The organism is Pedobacter sp. CAN_A7, from assembly GCF_015752175.1.
Lineage (GTDB): Bacteria > Bacteroidota > Bacteroidia > Sphingobacteriales > Sphingobacteriaceae > Pedobacter.
Window position 1 is genome coordinate 1,198,623 of sequence record NZ_JADOUW010000002.1, and the last position, 16,395, is coordinate 1,215,017.

14 protein-coding genes and 1 riboswitch are annotated in these 16,395 nt (G+C 40.9%); of the genes, 8 read left to right on the top strand and 6 right to left on the bottom strand.

From position 1 onward, the window contains the following. Position 1: 1 nt before the first annotated feature. Positions 2 to 1,072, bottom strand: coding sequence for a YncE family protein (locus IWX76_RS11315; RefSeq protein WP_196859985.1), 1,071 nt, complete (start codon positions 1,070 to 1,072; stop codon positions 2 to 4). Between the two features lie 12 nt (positions 1,073 to 1,084). Beyond that, positions 1,085 to 3,067, bottom strand: a complete 1,983-nt coding sequence (locus tag IWX76_RS11320; protein WP_196859986.1) for a TonB-dependent receptor plug domain-containing protein — start codon at positions 3,065 to 3,067, stop codon at positions 1,085 to 1,087. 92 nt (positions 3,068 to 3,159) lie between these two features. Next, positions 3,160 to 3,354, bottom strand: a riboswitch (cobalamin riboswitch). A 62-nt stretch (positions 3,355 to 3,416) separates the two neighbouring features. Here IWX76_RS11320 and IWX76_RS11325 point away from each other — a divergent pair. Continuing rightward, complete coding sequence (locus tag IWX76_RS11325; protein WP_196859987.1) at positions 3,417 to 4,883, top strand: aminoacyl-histidine dipeptidase; 1,467 nt, start codon at positions 3,417 to 3,419, stop codon at positions 4,881 to 4,883. A 41-nt stretch (positions 4,884 to 4,924) separates the two neighbouring features. On the opposite strand, the gene IWX76_RS11330 is transcribed toward IWX76_RS11325, so the two are convergent. Then, a complete protein-coding gene (locus IWX76_RS11330) occupies positions 4,925 to 5,344 on the bottom strand; it encodes a Dabb family protein (protein WP_196859988.1) in 420 nt (139 codons plus the stop codon). 197 nt (positions 5,345 to 5,541) lie between these two features. Between IWX76_RS11330 and IWX76_RS11335 the strand changes: the two genes are divergently transcribed. Further along, the gene (locus tag IWX76_RS11335) at positions 5,542 to 6,492 is read left to right on the top strand and encodes a TIGR01212 family radical SAM protein (RefSeq protein WP_196859989.1); all 951 of its coding nucleotides are present in this window, start codon (positions 5,542 to 5,544) and stop codon (positions 6,490 to 6,492) included. A gap of 4 nt (positions 6,493 to 6,496) precedes the next feature. Here IWX76_RS11335 and IWX76_RS11340 read toward each other — a convergent pair whose 3' ends face one another. Continuing rightward, on the bottom strand, positions 6,497 to 6,964 hold the full coding sequence (locus IWX76_RS11340; protein WP_196859990.1) for an SRPBCC family protein: 468 nt from the start codon (positions 6,962 to 6,964) through the stop codon (positions 6,497 to 6,499). Positions 6,965 to 7,215: 251 nt separating this feature from the next. On the opposite strand from IWX76_RS11340, the gene IWX76_RS11345 reads away from it, so the two are divergent. Next, on the top strand, positions 7,216 to 8,610 hold the full coding sequence (locus IWX76_RS11345; RefSeq protein ID WP_196859991.1) for an ammonium transporter: 1,395 nt from the start codon (positions 7,216 to 7,218) through the stop codon (positions 8,608 to 8,610). Between the two features lie 38 nt (positions 8,611 to 8,648). Continuing rightward, a complete protein-coding gene (locus tag IWX76_RS11350; protein ID WP_196859992.1) occupies positions 8,649 to 9,689 on the top strand; it encodes an outer membrane beta-barrel protein in 1,041 nt (346 codons plus the stop codon). Between the two features lie 2 nt (positions 9,690 to 9,691). Here the strand turns inward: IWX76_RS11350 and IWX76_RS11355 are convergent, their stop codons facing one another. Next, entirely contained in the window at positions 9,692 to 10,165 is a 474-nt protein-coding gene (locus IWX76_RS11355) for a ribonuclease H-like YkuK family protein (protein WP_196859993.1), read from the bottom strand. A 169-nt stretch (positions 10,166 to 10,334) separates the two neighbouring features. Here IWX76_RS11355 and IWX76_RS11360 point away from each other — a divergent pair, with 169 nt between their 5' ends. Then, positions 10,335 to 12,509 carry a bifunctional alpha,alpha-trehalose-phosphate synthase (UDP-forming)/trehalose-phosphatase gene (locus tag IWX76_RS11360; protein ID WP_196859994.1) on the top strand — a complete coding sequence of 725 codons (2,175 nt, stop codon included), beginning with the start codon at positions 10,335 to 10,337 and terminating at the stop codon, positions 12,507 to 12,509. Between the two features lie 54 nt (positions 12,510 to 12,563). On the opposite strand, the gene IWX76_RS11365 is transcribed toward IWX76_RS11360, so the two are convergent. Continuing rightward, the gene (locus tag IWX76_RS11365; protein WP_196859995.1) at positions 12,564 to 14,345 is read right to left on the bottom strand and encodes a glycoside hydrolase family 15 protein; all 1,782 of its coding nucleotides are present in this window, start codon (positions 14,343 to 14,345) and stop codon (positions 12,564 to 12,566) included. 136 nt (positions 14,346 to 14,481) lie between these two features. Here IWX76_RS11365 and IWX76_RS11370 point away from each other — a divergent pair, with 136 nt between their 5' ends. Genes IWX76_RS11370 through IWX76_RS11380 form a run of 3 tightly spaced genes read left to right on the top strand, consistent with a single transcriptional unit; the run spans position 14,482 to position 16,330 of the window. Next, entirely contained in the window at positions 14,482 to 14,700 is a 219-nt protein-coding gene (locus IWX76_RS11370; protein WP_196859996.1) for a hypothetical protein, read from the top strand. Positions 14,701 to 14,749: 49 nt separating this feature from the next. Further along, complete coding sequence (locus IWX76_RS11375; protein WP_196859997.1) at positions 14,750 to 16,057, top strand: DEAD/DEAH box helicase; 1,308 nt, start codon at positions 14,750 to 14,752, stop codon at positions 16,055 to 16,057. 3 nt (positions 16,058 to 16,060) lie between these two features. Next, a complete protein-coding gene (locus tag IWX76_RS11380; protein WP_196859998.1) occupies positions 16,061 to 16,330 on the top strand; it encodes a DUF1456 family protein in 270 nt (89 codons plus the stop codon). Positions 16,331 to 16,395 lie beyond the last annotated feature (65 nt).

Below are 16,395 nucleotides of genomic sequence, written 5' to 3' on the forward strand. Positions count from 1 at the left end.
ATTATTTGTTGATAAATACCACGTTGTTAGGGCTAATGCCTACTGCAATGGAATACTTCTTCATCCCGTTCTGACCAAAGCAAAAAACCTCGCCGCTGGTGAAGTAGTTTTTTGCATCCGTAATAAATACTTCACCTGTTAACTCATCAACTGCTACACCATACATCGCGGTAATTTTAGTATCGTCGGCAATAAAGTTTTCCTTCTCTACCGTTTCTGTTTTCACATTGTAGACTTTAAGTTTTCCACCTGAAGCTGTTATATAAGCCAGGTCGCCATTAATCACCATGTTGCCTCCACTAAAGTCTTTTTGTGAAGTCACTAAATCTGTTCTGCTGTTGATGATAGCCATGCTCGATTTAATGTTGCCGTAGTTACCTGTCGACAATACATAAACATCACCATATTGGTCGGCCACTACACCTCTTGGGTTAATAACTACACTGATCTTTTTGATTTCTGTGTTTGTGTTTAAATCGATCACAGAAACGGTGTTGTCATAATTCGGGTAATCCAATCCACCGCTATTAGCCACATATAATTTGCCATTGGCAACGGCCATTTTTTCTGGGTTACGGCCTACCTTAATGTATTTTTCGATGGCTAAGCTGGCCGTGTCGATTACCGCTACTGTTCCGTCGTAACTGGATAAGTAAGCTTTGTTTTTGTTAAATACAATGTACCTCGGCTGACGGCCTACATTATTGTCTTTAATGTCTAGTTTCTTGATCGCAACACCAGTTTTTGGATTTACAATTTCCAGGGTGCTGGATACGTTAACCACGATATACATTTTTGAGCCGTAAATTTTAATGTCATTGCCGGTATCGCCTAAACCGCGACCGTTTACTGCGGTAAACTGGTCGGCAATCAATTCCTGGTTGTCGTAATTATAATAAGAAAGGGAAGTGTTATTGGCATTCATCAATCCTTCACTCAGTACATAAATACCTTTGCGTTCTGCTGTTGGTTTTTCTGGCTCGCCGGTGCCATTATTGTCTTTTCTACAGGCAGAAAGCACGGTTAAAGCAAGTAATAAGGCAAAGAGATAGTGTTGTTTAAATTGTTTCATGTTGTATATATATTAAATAGTGATTTGAAAAGAAAGTCTGAAAGAGCGCCCTGGCATGGGGAAGCTCCTGATGAAGGCGTAGTTATGGTTAAATAAGTTGTTGACTTCGAGCGACAGGTGGATGGGTAGCTTGGCTGCCGTCATCTGGTAACTCAGCGACGCATCGCTCACACTAAATCCACTGACATAGTGCGCAGGAAGATTTTCGCTTAGGTAATAACGCGAGGAGGAATAGATGTGGTTGTAATACAGGCTTAGCGGTCCTTTGCTCAGGCCTAGGTTCATAGCCAATGTGTGTTCTGGCGTATAAGGAATGTTGTGGAGGTAATAAGTAGAACCAGGATCGGTAACGTCAATGGCTTTTTGATAGGTGTAATTTCCCGCCAGGTTTAAGGTGAATTCGTTACTTAGTGAAACCGCGGTTTTCATGGATAAATCTAACCCCCTGATGTCTACGTTCCCCAGATTCATCATAGTCCAGGTGAACAAATCCTTATTAGGAATGGCGATAATTTTATCGTTCACCTCGTTATAATAAGCGTCGGCAGTTAGGGTAAGGAACTGTATTGGGCTTGTGTAATTTTTGCTATAGGTGATCCCCAGGTTATACTGTTTGGTGTATTCGGGTTTTAAATCTCTTTTTCCAGCGCGGGTATAATAGAGGTCGTTAAAAGTAGGGTTACGGAAAATATCTTTATAAAAGGCACGTAACTGTAAGCCAGTCTCTTCAAAAGGTTCGTAACTGGCAGAGATGGCAGGCGACCAGATGGATTTTGATGGTGCGGGGCTGCCAACTTCGACCACCTCATTAATGGTGGTGTTGAGCAAATTGGCCTGGATATGCAGCTTGTCTACCTTAAATTGTGCCGCCATGGTCGTTAAAAAGGTAAGCCTGCTGGGATAAGCATAATTATATAAGTTGGTGTTCAGCTTATTATAGGCCACGTCACTCGCCAGAGAAAATGCCAGGCTGTTGCTAGCCTGGTACGACAGGGCAATGGATTCATAAAGCTCGGTCTGTTTAAAAGTCTGCTCGAGCATACCGGCGATGTTCAGGTAATCGGGATCAAGGTAACGTACGTAATTATTGGAAACCTTGCCATTTAGCAACAGGCGGAAGCCGTTGTTCCATTGGTGTGTATAGTTGCTTTGTAGAAAAAGATCACGGTTCCATAAATGCTGGTTGGAATAAGGATTGTAAAAGACTACTGCACCCGGTAGTCCCCGGTTGGAATTGGCGTAATTGATTCTAAACTGGAAACGGTTACTGTCGGCACCATTCCAATACACGGCTGCATCACTTTGAAAGGCGTCGAGATCGGCGTTGTTGCGTATGGCAAGTGTATCGGAGCCATCGCCATCAACCTGATAACGGTAACGGCCATGCGCTTTTTGCCAGGAATTGCTGAAGTTTAAGGTCCATTTGTTACTTATTTTTTGCTGGTAGCGTAAAGATGGGTGTATTAAACCAAAGGATCCTGTTTTAAAACCCAGGTTCAGGTGATAATTCTTTTCAGGGGTGAACTGTGGGGCAAGGCTTTTGATGACGAGCATGCTGGCTGAAGCGAAAGCCCTGGCTGGCTGCAACAGATCTTCTGCTTGTCCGTTGTAAAGGGTAATGGAGGCCACGTTATCCAGGTTGATCTTTCCGAGGTCAATTTGTCCGTTTTGTGCATCAGTTACCTGCACGCCATCAAACTGTACCCCGGTATGGTTGGCGCCGAGGCTGCGGACGGACACGGTTTTTAATCCACCAATACCGCCATAATCTTTGATGTTAACGCCAGAGAAATTTCTGATGGCATCAGCTACATTGTAAGCGCCATTGCGTTTAAAATCCCTGGCTTTAAGTGTTTGTGAGGGGAGTAGGGTTTGAACAGGAGGGGTTGGAACAGCAATAACCTGCACTTCTTTTAAGTGTTTGGTGCTATCTCTTTGTGCAAAAGATGCGGCACAGGTAAAAAGAAGGAAGGCCGTAACCGTAAGCTGTTTCATAATTGCGCATTTGCACAGCTTAAGGCATAGGAATACGGTAAAATGGAAACACCATCGGCATCTTCATTCCAGCTTCAATCCCCGAAAGCTATGAATTATATTATGCGATGGCAGGTATTCTGACTTACTCCCTTTGGTATGGCCTTCCCATTCTATGGAACAGTGACCTAAAGATGATACCTTAGTTGATGGAGCTTACAGTTGCGGGACAGTTCTGGATTTACACCAGATTCCCTTTTAATCCTTTCTGTTTGCACAGGGGAGGAACCAAAAGCGCTTCAAAGGTAAATAAATAATGCTTACTTTCACTTTGTACTCATATTTATAAAAAGACTAAAAACATACCAGAATGGAAGTCAATGACTTATCACCTCGTGCCTTGTGGCAAAACTTTGCACGTTTGAATGCTGTACCTCGCGCATCAAAAAAAGAGAAACAAGTAATTGATTTTATGTGGTCTTTTGGGGAAACCCTGGGGCTCGACACTTTTCAGGATGCAGCTGGAAATGTAGTCATCAAAAAGCCGGCTACGCCGGGGATGGAAAATCGCCAGACGGTCGTGTTGCAATCGCACCTGGATATGGTTCATCAAAAAAACGGAGATACAGATTTTGATTTCGATACCCAGGGCATAAACATGTATGTGGATGGCGATTGGGTAAAAGCGAAAGGAACAACTTTAGGTGCCGATAATGGCATAGGGGTGGCAACGATCATGGCGCTTCTGGCTGCTACTGATGTGGAACACCCTGCTTTAGAAGCACTTTTTACGATAGATGAAGAAACGGGTATGACAGGTGCTAAAGAGCTGGATCCTATCCCTTTTAAGGGAAAGATTCTGTTAAATCTTGATACCGAAGAAGATGATGAATTAACCATTGGTTGTGCGGGCGGCATTGATACCAATACCAGCTATACTTATGAGCAGGTTGGTGTTAGTGAGGGGCATATTGCTTTTGAAATCAATATTAAAGGTTTAATGGGGGGTCATTCAGGCATGGATATCCACAAAGGGCGCGGCAATGCCAATAAATTAATGAACCGTTTACTGCATGCGGCAAAGAAATCTATAGCGATACAATTGCACCGTGTTGATGGTGGGAGTTTAAGGAATGCCATACCGAGGGAATCAACCGCGGTGGTGGTAGTGCCGGAAGCGGAAAAACTGCTTTTTCAAGCTTTTTTCGGTATTTACACCGCGGTATTAAAAGAAGAAAACCAAACCGTGGAACCTGGTTTGCAGTTTCTGATTAACGAATGCCCATTACCGGAGATGGTGATGGCAGATGCTGATTTTGTAAACATTGTGAACGCACTGTACGCGGTACCAAATGGCGTTTACCGGATGAGTCCGGATATTGAAGGCCTGGTGGAAGCTTCGTCTAATCTGGCCAGGGTGGTGATTAAAGATGGGCGTTTTGTTACCCAATCTTTACAACGCAGCAGCGTGGAAAGTACGAAAGACGACGTTGCCCAGGCAGTAGGTGCAGGTTTTGAAAATATAGGTTGCGAGGTATCACTTAGTGGTGATTACCCGGGCTGGAAGCCGAATCCTGATTCGGCTATTCTACGTTTGATGGCTTCCTTGTATACCGATCGTTTTGGAAAAGCGCCAAAAGTGGAAGCTTGCCATGCCGGATTAGAATGCGGTATTTTAGGAGGGCACTTACCAGGCATGGATATGATTTCCTTTGGACCAACCATTCGTGGGGCACATTCTCCTGATGAAAGGGTGCAGATTTCTTCGGTAGAGAAATTCTGGTCATACCTGCTGGAGGTACTAAAAGCGATTCCTGAACGGGAAAAAACGATGTAATTAAAAAAAGCGTGTGGAGCTTATCTCTACACGCTTTTTTTTTAAGCTTCTACAATGTCATAAACTACGACCTTATCCCAAAGGTGACTGCAATTTTTGATAAACTCCTGGTGTATCGGATGGTCTTGGTAACTTTTTTGACCGACAAGGTCATCAAAAAACATTAATTCTGATACGCCCCAACTTTGGTCAACCACATCACGTTTTTCTGTATCTGCAACTACACCTACATGCAGGCCTTTAATTTCTTTAATTTTTGATAGTGTTTTTAATCCAGCTATCAATTGATCGCGGTCGGTTTTGGAATCAGGGTTCTTCATCCAAAAAAACACGTGGTGCACAATCGGGTAGTTTTTTTTCATGGTGGTGGCGGTGGTGGTGGGCATGGCCGACGCGGCAACGGTGCCTACAGAAAGCATCGCCGTGGCGCCGATAAAGTTTCTTCTATTTAATTTTTTCATTAGCGTTATTGTTTAAAAGCCTATAAGGTCATTATAAGCTGCTGTGAAGGTTAATGGGTGAAAATACAATTTTTCCTGTGAAAAGCCGATGATTGGAGAATTTAACAAATGTCATATTGTAGGTCTGAATCATGTCAAGCGCTGAACAATAGACTTAAACTTAGAATTTTTACGTAATTTTGCCAAAAAAATAGCATTTGGGAACTCCATTAGATTTAGGTATAAAAGGTTATAATAATTACGGCACACACTTGAAGCAGAAGTATGCTGGTCAGCGTGTGTTTAAAGTTATCGTTGATGGCGGTTTTACCTGTCCTAACCGTGACGGCAGTAAAGGTTATGGTGGTTGTACCTATTGTAATGTGGATTCTTTTACCCCAGAGCTATCCAGAAAATTACCTGATATTAAGGAACAACTGGAACAAGGCATGGTGCGTGGCAAAAGCTTTTATAAAGCAGATAAATTTATTGTTTATTTCCAACCCAATACAAATACTTATGCACCGGTACATTATTTGAAAATGATGTACGATGAAGCACTTTCGGTAAACCCAGAAGACGTAGTAGGTTTTTCTGTTGGCACACGCCCGGATTGTATTGATGCCGAAAAAGTAGCCCTGCTGGAAAGTTATGCAGACCGCTATGACGTAGATCTGGAAATGGGAATGGAGTCTATTTATGATGAAACCCTGGAGAAGATTAACCGCGGCTGCAGCCATGGTGAATTTGTAGAAGCGGTAAAACTGCTTGAAAATTCTAAATTAGACTTATGTGTTCACACCATATTTGGTTTTCCCTGGGAAACTGAGGATATGATGTTAGGTTATATTCATGAAATCAATCGTTTCCCACAAATAAAGTTCGTGAAATTTCACCACCTTCATATTGTTGAAGGTTCAATTATGGGGGCAAAGTATAAAAAAGAACCCTTTAAGCTATTTTCTCTAGAAGAATACACAGATCTGCTATGTAAACTGATCCCCTTGTTGCGTCCAGATATCGTTATTCAACGTTTGTTTGGTATCTCTGATTGGGATTTATTAATTGCTCCGAATTGGGGATTAAATAAATCAGCCATTCAAACCTATATTGATAAGGAGATTGAACGCAGAGGCGTAGTTCAGGGTTCTGCTTATTCCACGCTTTAACGTTTTACATTTTTCCAAATAATTCATTCACCTTTTGGGTTCTGTAACTGAAGATCTCCTGCAGCTTATTGGCGACGAACAGGTTGTTAGCCGCTTGACCAAAAATTCCGAAGGGCAGGCCATAGGTGAGAATGTCATCCATTTGCACGCCGCCATGAATGGCTTTAAAATGGTGCTGGTGATGCCAAAACTGGTAGGGGCCAAAGCGTTGTTCGTCTATAAAATATTGCTGCTCAGCAACCTGGGTGATTTCTGTCATCCAGTTCAATTTTACTCCTGAAATAGGAGAGACTTTATATGTGATAATCATTCCCGGATACATTTTTTGATCTGCTGCTAATGCAGAGGTTACCGTAAATGCCATTTCAGCTGGGGTAATTTTTGCCAGATTCAAGGGCGAAGAGAAAAAGTCCCATGCTTCAGGAAGAGAAACGGGGATGTTCTGGCTAAATTTTAAATGGTATGCTTTCATTCTTAAAGGTATATAAAATATATATCCCCTAATAATTAGGTGTTTTTACTGATTATGATAAAAAAAACCATCTTAATTGTATTTTATTTAAGCTTATTTTGAGATTTAGGTCTTTAATTTTAATTAATTTCGACAATAAACGCCATGAATTTGGTTTTTGTTTGAAAATAAATTTGTTTATGTGTGTTTTTTATCCTTAAATTTATTTTAATCTTTAAAAATAACAGAAACCTCTATAAATTAAACCTAATATGATGAAATTATCCTTAAAACAGAGTGCGCCATTTGTAATATTGCTCTTGGTAGCAGTATTTGCGCTATTTATTCCATTAAAACCTAATTTTGATCTGGGCACTTATAATGCAGCAGATGTGGCTTTTTTACTTGTGGCAACAGCCCTTGTGTTTTTGATGACGCCGGGGCTTGCTTTTTTCTATGGTGGTATGGTTCATCGGAAGAATGTATTATCCACAATGATTAAAAGTGTAGTTGCTGCTGGTGTAATTACCGTGTTATGGGTGGTAGTTGGATTTAGTCTTGCTTTTGGTGAAAGTGTTAACGGTTTGATCGGAAACCCTACTACTTTCGCATTTTTTCAAAACGTGAATTCAGGAGCCCCATGGAGTTTAGCTCCCACCATCCCCATTACGCTTTTCGCTTTATTCCAATTGATGTTTGCCATCATAACCCCTGGTTTAGTGGTTGGAGCGGTTGCAGAAAGAATACGTTTTACATCTTACATTTTATTCATTGTGTTGTTTGCCATATTTGTGTACTCTCCATTAGCGCATTGGACCTGGCATCCGGATGGCATCTTGTTTAAAATGGGTGTGCTCGACTTTGCTGGTGGTACCGTAGTTCATATTTCTGCAGGTATGGCTGCCTTAGCCGGAGCATTGGTGTTAAAAAGAAGAAAAGTACACCAGGATCATCAGGAAATTCCACCTGCCAATATACCTTATGTGTTAATCGGTACAGGTTTATTATGGTTTGGCTGGTTTGGATTTAATAGTGGCTCAGCATTAGGCGCTAACAGTTTAGCGGTGTCAGCTTTTGCCACCACTAATATAGCTGCGGGTGCTGCGGGTTTGTCATGGATGTTTTTTGACGTGTTACGCGGTAAAAAGCCATCAGTTTTAGGTTTTTGTATTGGTGCTGTTGTGGGTTTGGTAGCCATCACACCTGGGGCAGGCTTCGTATCTATACCTTCCAGTATTTTTATCGGTGCTATTGCAGCAGTCATCTCGAACCTTGTTGTGGTATGGAAATCAAAAACAAGCTTGGATGATACCCTTGATGTTTTTCCTTGTCATGGCGTAGGTGGTATTGTAGGTATGTTATTAACGGGTGTTTTTGCAACAAAAACGGTTAATGCAGCAGGCGTAGATGGTTTGTTCTATGGTAATCCTGCGTTTTTCTTTACGCAATTACAGGGTGCAGCTATTGTTATTCTCTTCAGCTTTACCATGTCTTTCGCCATTTTTAAAGTGATCAATTTGATACAGCCTATTCGTGTAAGCTCTGAAGAAGAGGAAGAAGGTCTGGATGCCTCACAACATAATGAGAAATATTCACAAGGAACCCTGGTCGTAACCACCACCACAATAGATATTGATGCTATTCCAGCCAACTTAAAAGTAAGTTAAATTACAATCAACCCTAAACCAACCTAAACCCGCTCTATATGAAATTAACTGCACTACTAACAGTTTCGGCACTTGCCTTGAGTACTTTTGCCTGCGCACAGGATAGCATCAATACCGCTTTCCAGATTTATGGATCGGTTGACACGTATTATAAATACGATTTTAACAAACAGCCAAACATTACCACCAGCTTTGATAACGACCATAATTCGATATCATTAGGTATGATTGACTTTGGGATTAAAAAAACAACAGGTAAAGCCTCTTTTGTGGGGGAAGTTTCCTTTGGACCAAGAGGTCAGTACCAGAGTCTGATTAATGGGGATAATTCACCTGCAAATGGCGATAACTCCTTCTTTATTCAAAATTTGAATGTTACTTATGCATTTACAGAAAAGCTGGCATTAACCGCCGGGTTTATGGGTACTTTTGTTGGCTATGAGGTGATCTCCCCAACGGGTAACTTTAACTATTCTACTTCTTACCTGTTTTCTGCAGGGCCTTTTCAAAATGCGGGTATTAAAGGCACCTATGCTTTTACCCCTGGCATAAGTTTAATGCTGGGCTTGTTTGATGACTGGAATGTATATAAGGATTTAAATGGCGTATCGCATTTTGGGGCACAACTTGGTATTACCCCAGTAGAAGGCTGGTCGGCATACTTTAACGTGCTGACAGGTAAAAACCAGGGTGCAGTAGCTAATGGTGCATTGTTGGATTTAACTACCTCTTACCAGATTTCGGAAAAAGTGAAGGTCGGATTCAATGCAGCTGATTATCACCTGGCTGGTGGCAATGGGGGCTATAGCGGTGCTGCTTTATACCTGCAGCACGGCTTTTCTGAAAAATTCGCCCTGGGTTTAAGGACTGAATACTTTAAAACCAAGGCCGTTGGTTTGGTTGAAGGTGAAGGAATTAAGTCTGTTACTTTATCGGGTAATTTTAAAGCTGGCGGACTTACCTTCATTCCTGAATTTAGGTTCGACGACCGTGATGAAGACTTGTTTTTAAAATCTAACTTATCTCCAACAGACAGAACTTCGCAATACTCTTTAGCCGCTGTGTATGCCTTTGAGTAAAATTAATGTACCATTTTATCTGCACAGGTAGAACTGGCAAAGGCTTCGGGTTTGGCTTTGAATATAAAACCCATGCTTAAAATATACCCCATCGCTTCATTCAATGCCTTATTCGATTTAAACATCGGATTGGTATTGATGTCGGCGTGGACTTCCAAATCAACATCATAAAGGTCTAATAAATCACAGATGGAATAGGCTGTTTCTATCGATTTCTGAACTTCAACGAGCATTCGCTCTTTAATGCTCATGCGCTGGGTGGTTTTTTCCTGATGGATATACATAAACCCTCCATGATGCTCTCTTAATAATACAATAACGGTGGCGAAATCTGTTAATGCGCCCTTTACTTGTGAATCAGTTCCAATACACACTTTAAGATGATAGCCTTTTTCCGTTTCTTGGATAATGGCTTTTTCTATTTCTTGAATAATAGGCGTGTGAATGATTTCACCGCTAAATCTTTTCCAGGTCATGTCAATTAAATTTAATTAAGGGAACGCCAAAATGTTTAATTAAATTTAAAGTATAAATTTCGAAATGCAATATTATTAAATTGTTTATTTATTAGTTATCAGTCACTTGAGGGACACGAGTTTTTCTATATAAAACAAAATTGCTTTTTAAGAGTTCTTATTAATAGATATGATGAACAATAAGACGATTATAGTATCAAATCGATTACCCGTAAAAATTACAGAAAAGAATGGAAAATATGTCCTGAGTCCTAGTGAAGGTGGACTCGCCACAGGATTGGGTTCGGTTTACAAAAAAGGAGATAATATTTGGATAGGATGGCCTGGAATTGAGGTTCCGGTGGAGCGCCAGGAAGAAGTGACCAAACAATTAGCGCTACAAAATCTAGTGCCGGTTTTTTTAACACAGGATGAAATAAACCTGTATTATGAAGGCTTCTCCAATGAAGTGCTTTGGCCGGTGTTTCACTACCTGGTTACCTATGCTCATTTTGAACAAGATTATTGGGAATCCTACAAAAGTGTAAATGATAAGTTTCGATCAGTAGTAGCAACCAAACTTCAGGAAGGTGACACCATATGGGTGCACGATTACCAGTTGTTGCTGTTACCCGGAATGATCAGAGATGTGGAACCTCACGTAACCATTGGTTTTTTTCAGCACATTCCCTTCCCTTCGTATGAAATTTTCAGGCTAATTCCCTGGCGTGAAGAACTTCTGAATGGAATTATAGGCTCAGACCTCATAGGTTTCCACACTTTTGATGATGTGAGACACTTTTTAAGTACCACTACCCGCCTCACCTCCGCTAAATCAGCTAACAACGTCATCACCTGGAAGGAACGGCAAATTGTTGTGGAAGCTTTTCCAATGGGTATTGACGACCAGAAGTTTGAAACACTGAGTAACCGGCCCCTGGTTAAAGCACATGTTGAATCTTTTAAAGAACACCGCGAGAATGAAAAAATTATACTTTCTATAGACCGTTTAGATTACAGTAAAGGAATTATCCAGCGTTTACAGGCCTATGAGTTGTTATTACAAACCATGCCTAAATATATTGGAAGATTATCTTTATGTATGGTGGTAGTACCCTCCCGAGACACTGTACCACAATACAAGGAACTGCGCGACCATATTGATCAAATGGTGGGTAACATCAATGCACATTACAGAACGATGGACTGGTTGCCTATTCATTATTTTTATCGGTCATTCTCCGTTGATTTCCTTTCCGCACTTTATTCTGCTGCCGACGTTTGTTTGGTTACACCCATGCGCGATGGAATGAACCTGGTGAGTAAAGAATATATAGCCTCCAGAACAGCTAATACGGGTGTGTTAATTTTAAGTGAGATGGCCGGGGCATCAAAAGAGTTGAATGACGCCTTATTGGTTAATCCTAACAATATAGGTGATGTGATGCGCGCCATTGTAACCGCATTAGAAATGCCGCTTGAAGAACAAACTGCAAGAATGAGCAGTATGCGATCCGTGGTGAAAAAATATAATATTCACCTTTGGGTGAAGAATTTTGTATCTAAACTAAAAGAAGTGAAAGAATTACAACAGTCATTATTAACAAAATACTTGTCCCCACAGATTAAAGAACAAATCTTTGCCGCTTATCAACAAACTTCAGAACGGTATATTTTTCTTGACTATGATGGAACGTTAGTTGGTTTTAACAGTGTAATTGATAAAGCCTCTCCTGATCCGGAATTGTATGAACTGCTTAACCAATTGATTCTTGATCCCAAAAATAAAGTGGTATTGATTAGCGGGCGTAAGTACGAGACGCTTGATCAGTGGTTTGGCCATTTAAAAGTAGGCATGATTGCAGAGCATGGGGCCTGGCAAAAAAATTCAGGCGAGGAATGGAAAAGTTTACCCTTGCTTACCGATCAATGGAAACAAGAGGTGAAGGAAGTACTGGATAGGTATACAGACAGAACGCCCGGATCTTTTATTGAGGACAAAAGTTATTCCATGGTATGGCACTACCGCAGGGTAGAAGCCGGCCTTGGCGAATTGCGGGTAAATGAAATTATTAATCACCTTCGTTTGATCGTAGCTGATAAGGGGCTGCAAATCATGCCTGGAAATAAGGTGATTGAAATTAAGAATATTGAAGTCAACAAAGGTAAGGCCGCTCAAAATTGGCTACACGACCAACAGGTAGATTTTATCCTGGCCATGGGCGATGACCATACCGATGAAGATATTTTTAAGGCCTTGCCTGATACAGCTTTCACCATTAAGGTGGGCAGCAATATTTCTGCTGCTAAATATTACCTTAGAAATCCTGAAGAGGTGCGTCAGCTATTACAAGAATTAGCTTAACAATTATTATTTAGAAAGGCCTCATCTGGAATATTCCGGATGAGGCCTTTTCTGTTATAAAAATATAGGTCTGTCTAATTTAATGGCAATGCGATGAGCCGCATTCATCAGGCCGACATGGCTATATGCTTGTGGGAAATTACCCCACTGACTGCCGTCTTTTTCATCAACATCTTCACTAAACAACTCTAAATGGTTGCCATATTTTATTAATGATTTAAATTCTCGAATGGCATCCTCTATTCTGCCTACACACGCTAAGGCCTCTACATACCAAAAAGCACAGATGAGGAAAGTAGTTTTAGGTTTCCCAAAGTCGTCACTATGTTTATAGCGGTAAAATAACCCGTTCTCTGCCTTTAATTCATTTTCTAAAGCGATAAGATGGTCTTTTGCACGCTGCGAGTTCGGATCCAGGTAATTCATCAGGATGAGTTGTAAGGTGCTGGCATCTAAATGTTCACTACCAATGGCATGGTTATATACCTTCCTTTCCGGATCATAACAAGCCTCAATGTGTGCAGCTGCTTTATCAATCAGCTTCTGTGCGCGATCCTCATATGCCGCATTGCCAATGGTTTTAGCCATTTTTAAAGCTGCTTTTGCGCCCGCCCATTGAAAAAGGTTGGTGTAACAATGCATATTAGCAATATTGCGAAACTCCCAGATCCCGGCATCAAATTCATCGATGGTATTCTCTATTTTCTTTAACAGGTAATCCAGCCACTTGGTGGAATCCTGACGCTCATTGTTAATAAACCGCCTGTCATTATATAAAGGCAGCATAGAAATAAGTACCTGACCATAGATGTCATTTTGAATATGTTCATAAGCCTGATTTCCGACCCTTACCGGTTGCTCGCCCATATAGCCTTCCAGGTTACCTAGAATTCGTTCGGTAAGTACCCGTTCGCCGGCAATGCCAAATAAAGGTTGGTAACGGGTGTCGTTACGGAAGGAGATGTCAGTGATGTAATTGAAATACTTCTCCATCTCTTCGAAATGACCAATGTGGTTTAGCGCGGTAATCACATAATAGGTGTCGCGCATCCAGCAATAGCGATAATCCCAGTTTCGGGTGCTTCCTGGTGATTCAGGTAAACTGGTGGTGCTGGCGGCAATGATGGCGCCCGTATCTTCATATTGGTGAATTTTAAGCACCAGCGCGGAACGGATAACCAAGGCCTGATAAAACCCCGCAATGGTGGAGTGTTTGATCCAGGTTCTCCAGTATTTGATAGTATTTTCTAGAAATTTCTCTGCAGTACTTTCAATCGGTGCTTCCAGGCGGTAGCCAAAAGTGGTTATCAGGTATTTGGTTTCATTAAGCGCAAAATAACGCTCATCTTCCAGGTAACTTAAGGAAATGTTGGTGCTCAACTGCATGTTTTCGCCACCACCTTCAAAAAAGATATGATTACTGCCGCGGCTTCCTACTAATGGGGTATCACCATAGTGATACACTGGTCGGCATTTGACTTTTATTCTCGGATTTCCACTAATCACTTCGATTTTACGTATAAACATGAGTGGTTTGTAATACCGTTCATATTGACGAAAACGAGGTGCAAAGTCGGTAATGCGGTAACATCCCTCAGGATTGGTTACCTCTGTACATAAAACGTTGGTATTCTCGAGGTAATATTGTTTGGTGCTGTATTCGCCATGAGGACGAATAGAAAACTCCCCACCTTTTTCGCTGTCGAGTAAGCCTCCAAAAACAAAAGAACTATCGAATCTGGGCCAGCAAAGCCAATCTACATTTGTATTTTTATTAATATGTGCAAGAAAAGCACAGTTTCCTATGATGCCTGTTTGATAAGTGTGTCTCTCCATTTAGTGTTTTAAATCTATTTAATAAGAACAATATAATTGTGGATTTGTTGTATGGTAAGGTGTTTATACCGGTTTTTAATAGTGTTTATAACATATAGGTATATATACCGTTAATTTATTATCAAAACTTATGCCCATGAAGACAGAATTGATTAATGAATTTTACCTGATGCAACAAAGCAGGTCAAATGCTAAATATTTAGAGGTTTTAGATGAGCGGGTGTATGAGCCTGTTAAAAAGGTGAATATGCGTGTTTCTACCTGGATGGAGGGCAGAGGTTTGATGCTGATGCACCTTGAAAATACGTTGAACCGTTCAGTAAGACGGTTAAAGAAAAAGTACTTCCGTTTTTAATACCCTTATTTCCCGAATTTAAATAGCTGAATAACCTTATCTTTGCGCCATGACGGTAGAAAAGATATTGGATAATTTAAAGATAGCTTCCTTAAACGAGATGCAGGTTGCTGCGGTTGCTGCAGCTAAAAAAGGAAACGATGTGTTGTTGCTTGCCCCAACGGGTTCAGGTAAAACACTTGCCTTTTTATTACCTATTTTTCAACGTATGGATGCTAAAGTTAAGGGTGTTCAGGCTTTAGTTATTGTACCGTCGCGGGAACTGGCGCTGCAAATTGAGCAGGTGTTTAAATTAATGGGTACTGGCTTTAAAGCCAATTGCTGCTACGGCGGGCATGCAGTGAAAACGGAACGTAATAATTTCGAAGAACCACCTGCCTTGCTAATTGGTACGCCCGGCCGGATAGCCTATCACTTAAGACATGAAAATTTTGATGAATCTGTCATTACTACTTTAGTACTCGACGAATTCGATAAGGCACTAGAGTTTGGTTTCCAGGAAGACATGGACTTCATTATCCGAAAATTGCTTTCTCTAAAACAGCGCTTTCTTACCTCTGCTACAGCCATGGAGTCGATTCCTGGGTTTACAGGGGTCAAAAATGCAGTTGAGATTAATTTCTTAAAAGACATTAAATCGGCTCCAGATTTGAAGCTAATGAAAGTGAAAGCACAGGCGGAAGATAAACTGTCTACTTTGTTTGACCTGATATGTAAAATTGGCGATAAAACCACTTTAATTTTCTGTAATCATAGGGAAACCGTTGATCGGATTAGCGATTTACTTATTGATAAAGACCTAGCACACGATATCTTTCATGGTGGTATGGAACAGGATGAACGTGAACGTGCTTTACTAAAATTTAGAAATGGCAGCATAAAAATTCTGATCACCACAGACCTGGCTTCCCGCGGACTGGACATTCCTGAAATTGAATGTATTATCCATTACCAGCTTCCTTATACCGCTGACGCATTTGTGCACCGTAACGGTCGAACTGCCAGAATGAATGCGAAAGGCACCGCTTACCTGATGCTTACCGATGAAGAAAAATATCCATTTCTAAGCGATGATATGGAGGTAGAGCAATTAAAAGGAAAATACAATTTACCAAAAGACAGCCAATGGCAAACCCTTTACATTGCTGCGGGTAAAAAAGATAAAGTAAATAAAATTGATGTGGTTGGCTTATTGCTTAAGAAAGGCGGACTGCAGAAAGAGGATGTTGGCTTGATTGAGGTGAAAGACCAAAGCTCTTATGTGGCGGTAAAACGTAAAATGGTTGGACGTGTACTTTCAGCCCTGGCCAATGAAAAGATTAAAAATAAAAAAGTTAAGATAGAAGTAGCACTGTAAATTATGAGCAATAACGATATTTTCAAAAAATTGCGCGTAGCGCTGCAGTTAACAAACGATGATATTATAAACATTATGGGCTTGGTTAATTTCAAAATTACCAAAAGTGAGCTGGGATCTTTTTTTCGTGCAGATGACCATCCTAACTTTAAGCCTTGTGGCGACCAGATTCTCCGCAACTTTTTAAACGGTTTGGTGATCTATAAACGAGGACCTAAGCCAGAGCAACCAAAATTAGCTAAACCAGAATCTTCTTCTGAAAAGTCAATATAAGGCCTTGTTTTTGTGGAAGACAAAGCCTACGATGTTTAAAGAATAGACGCTTATTACAGAGATTT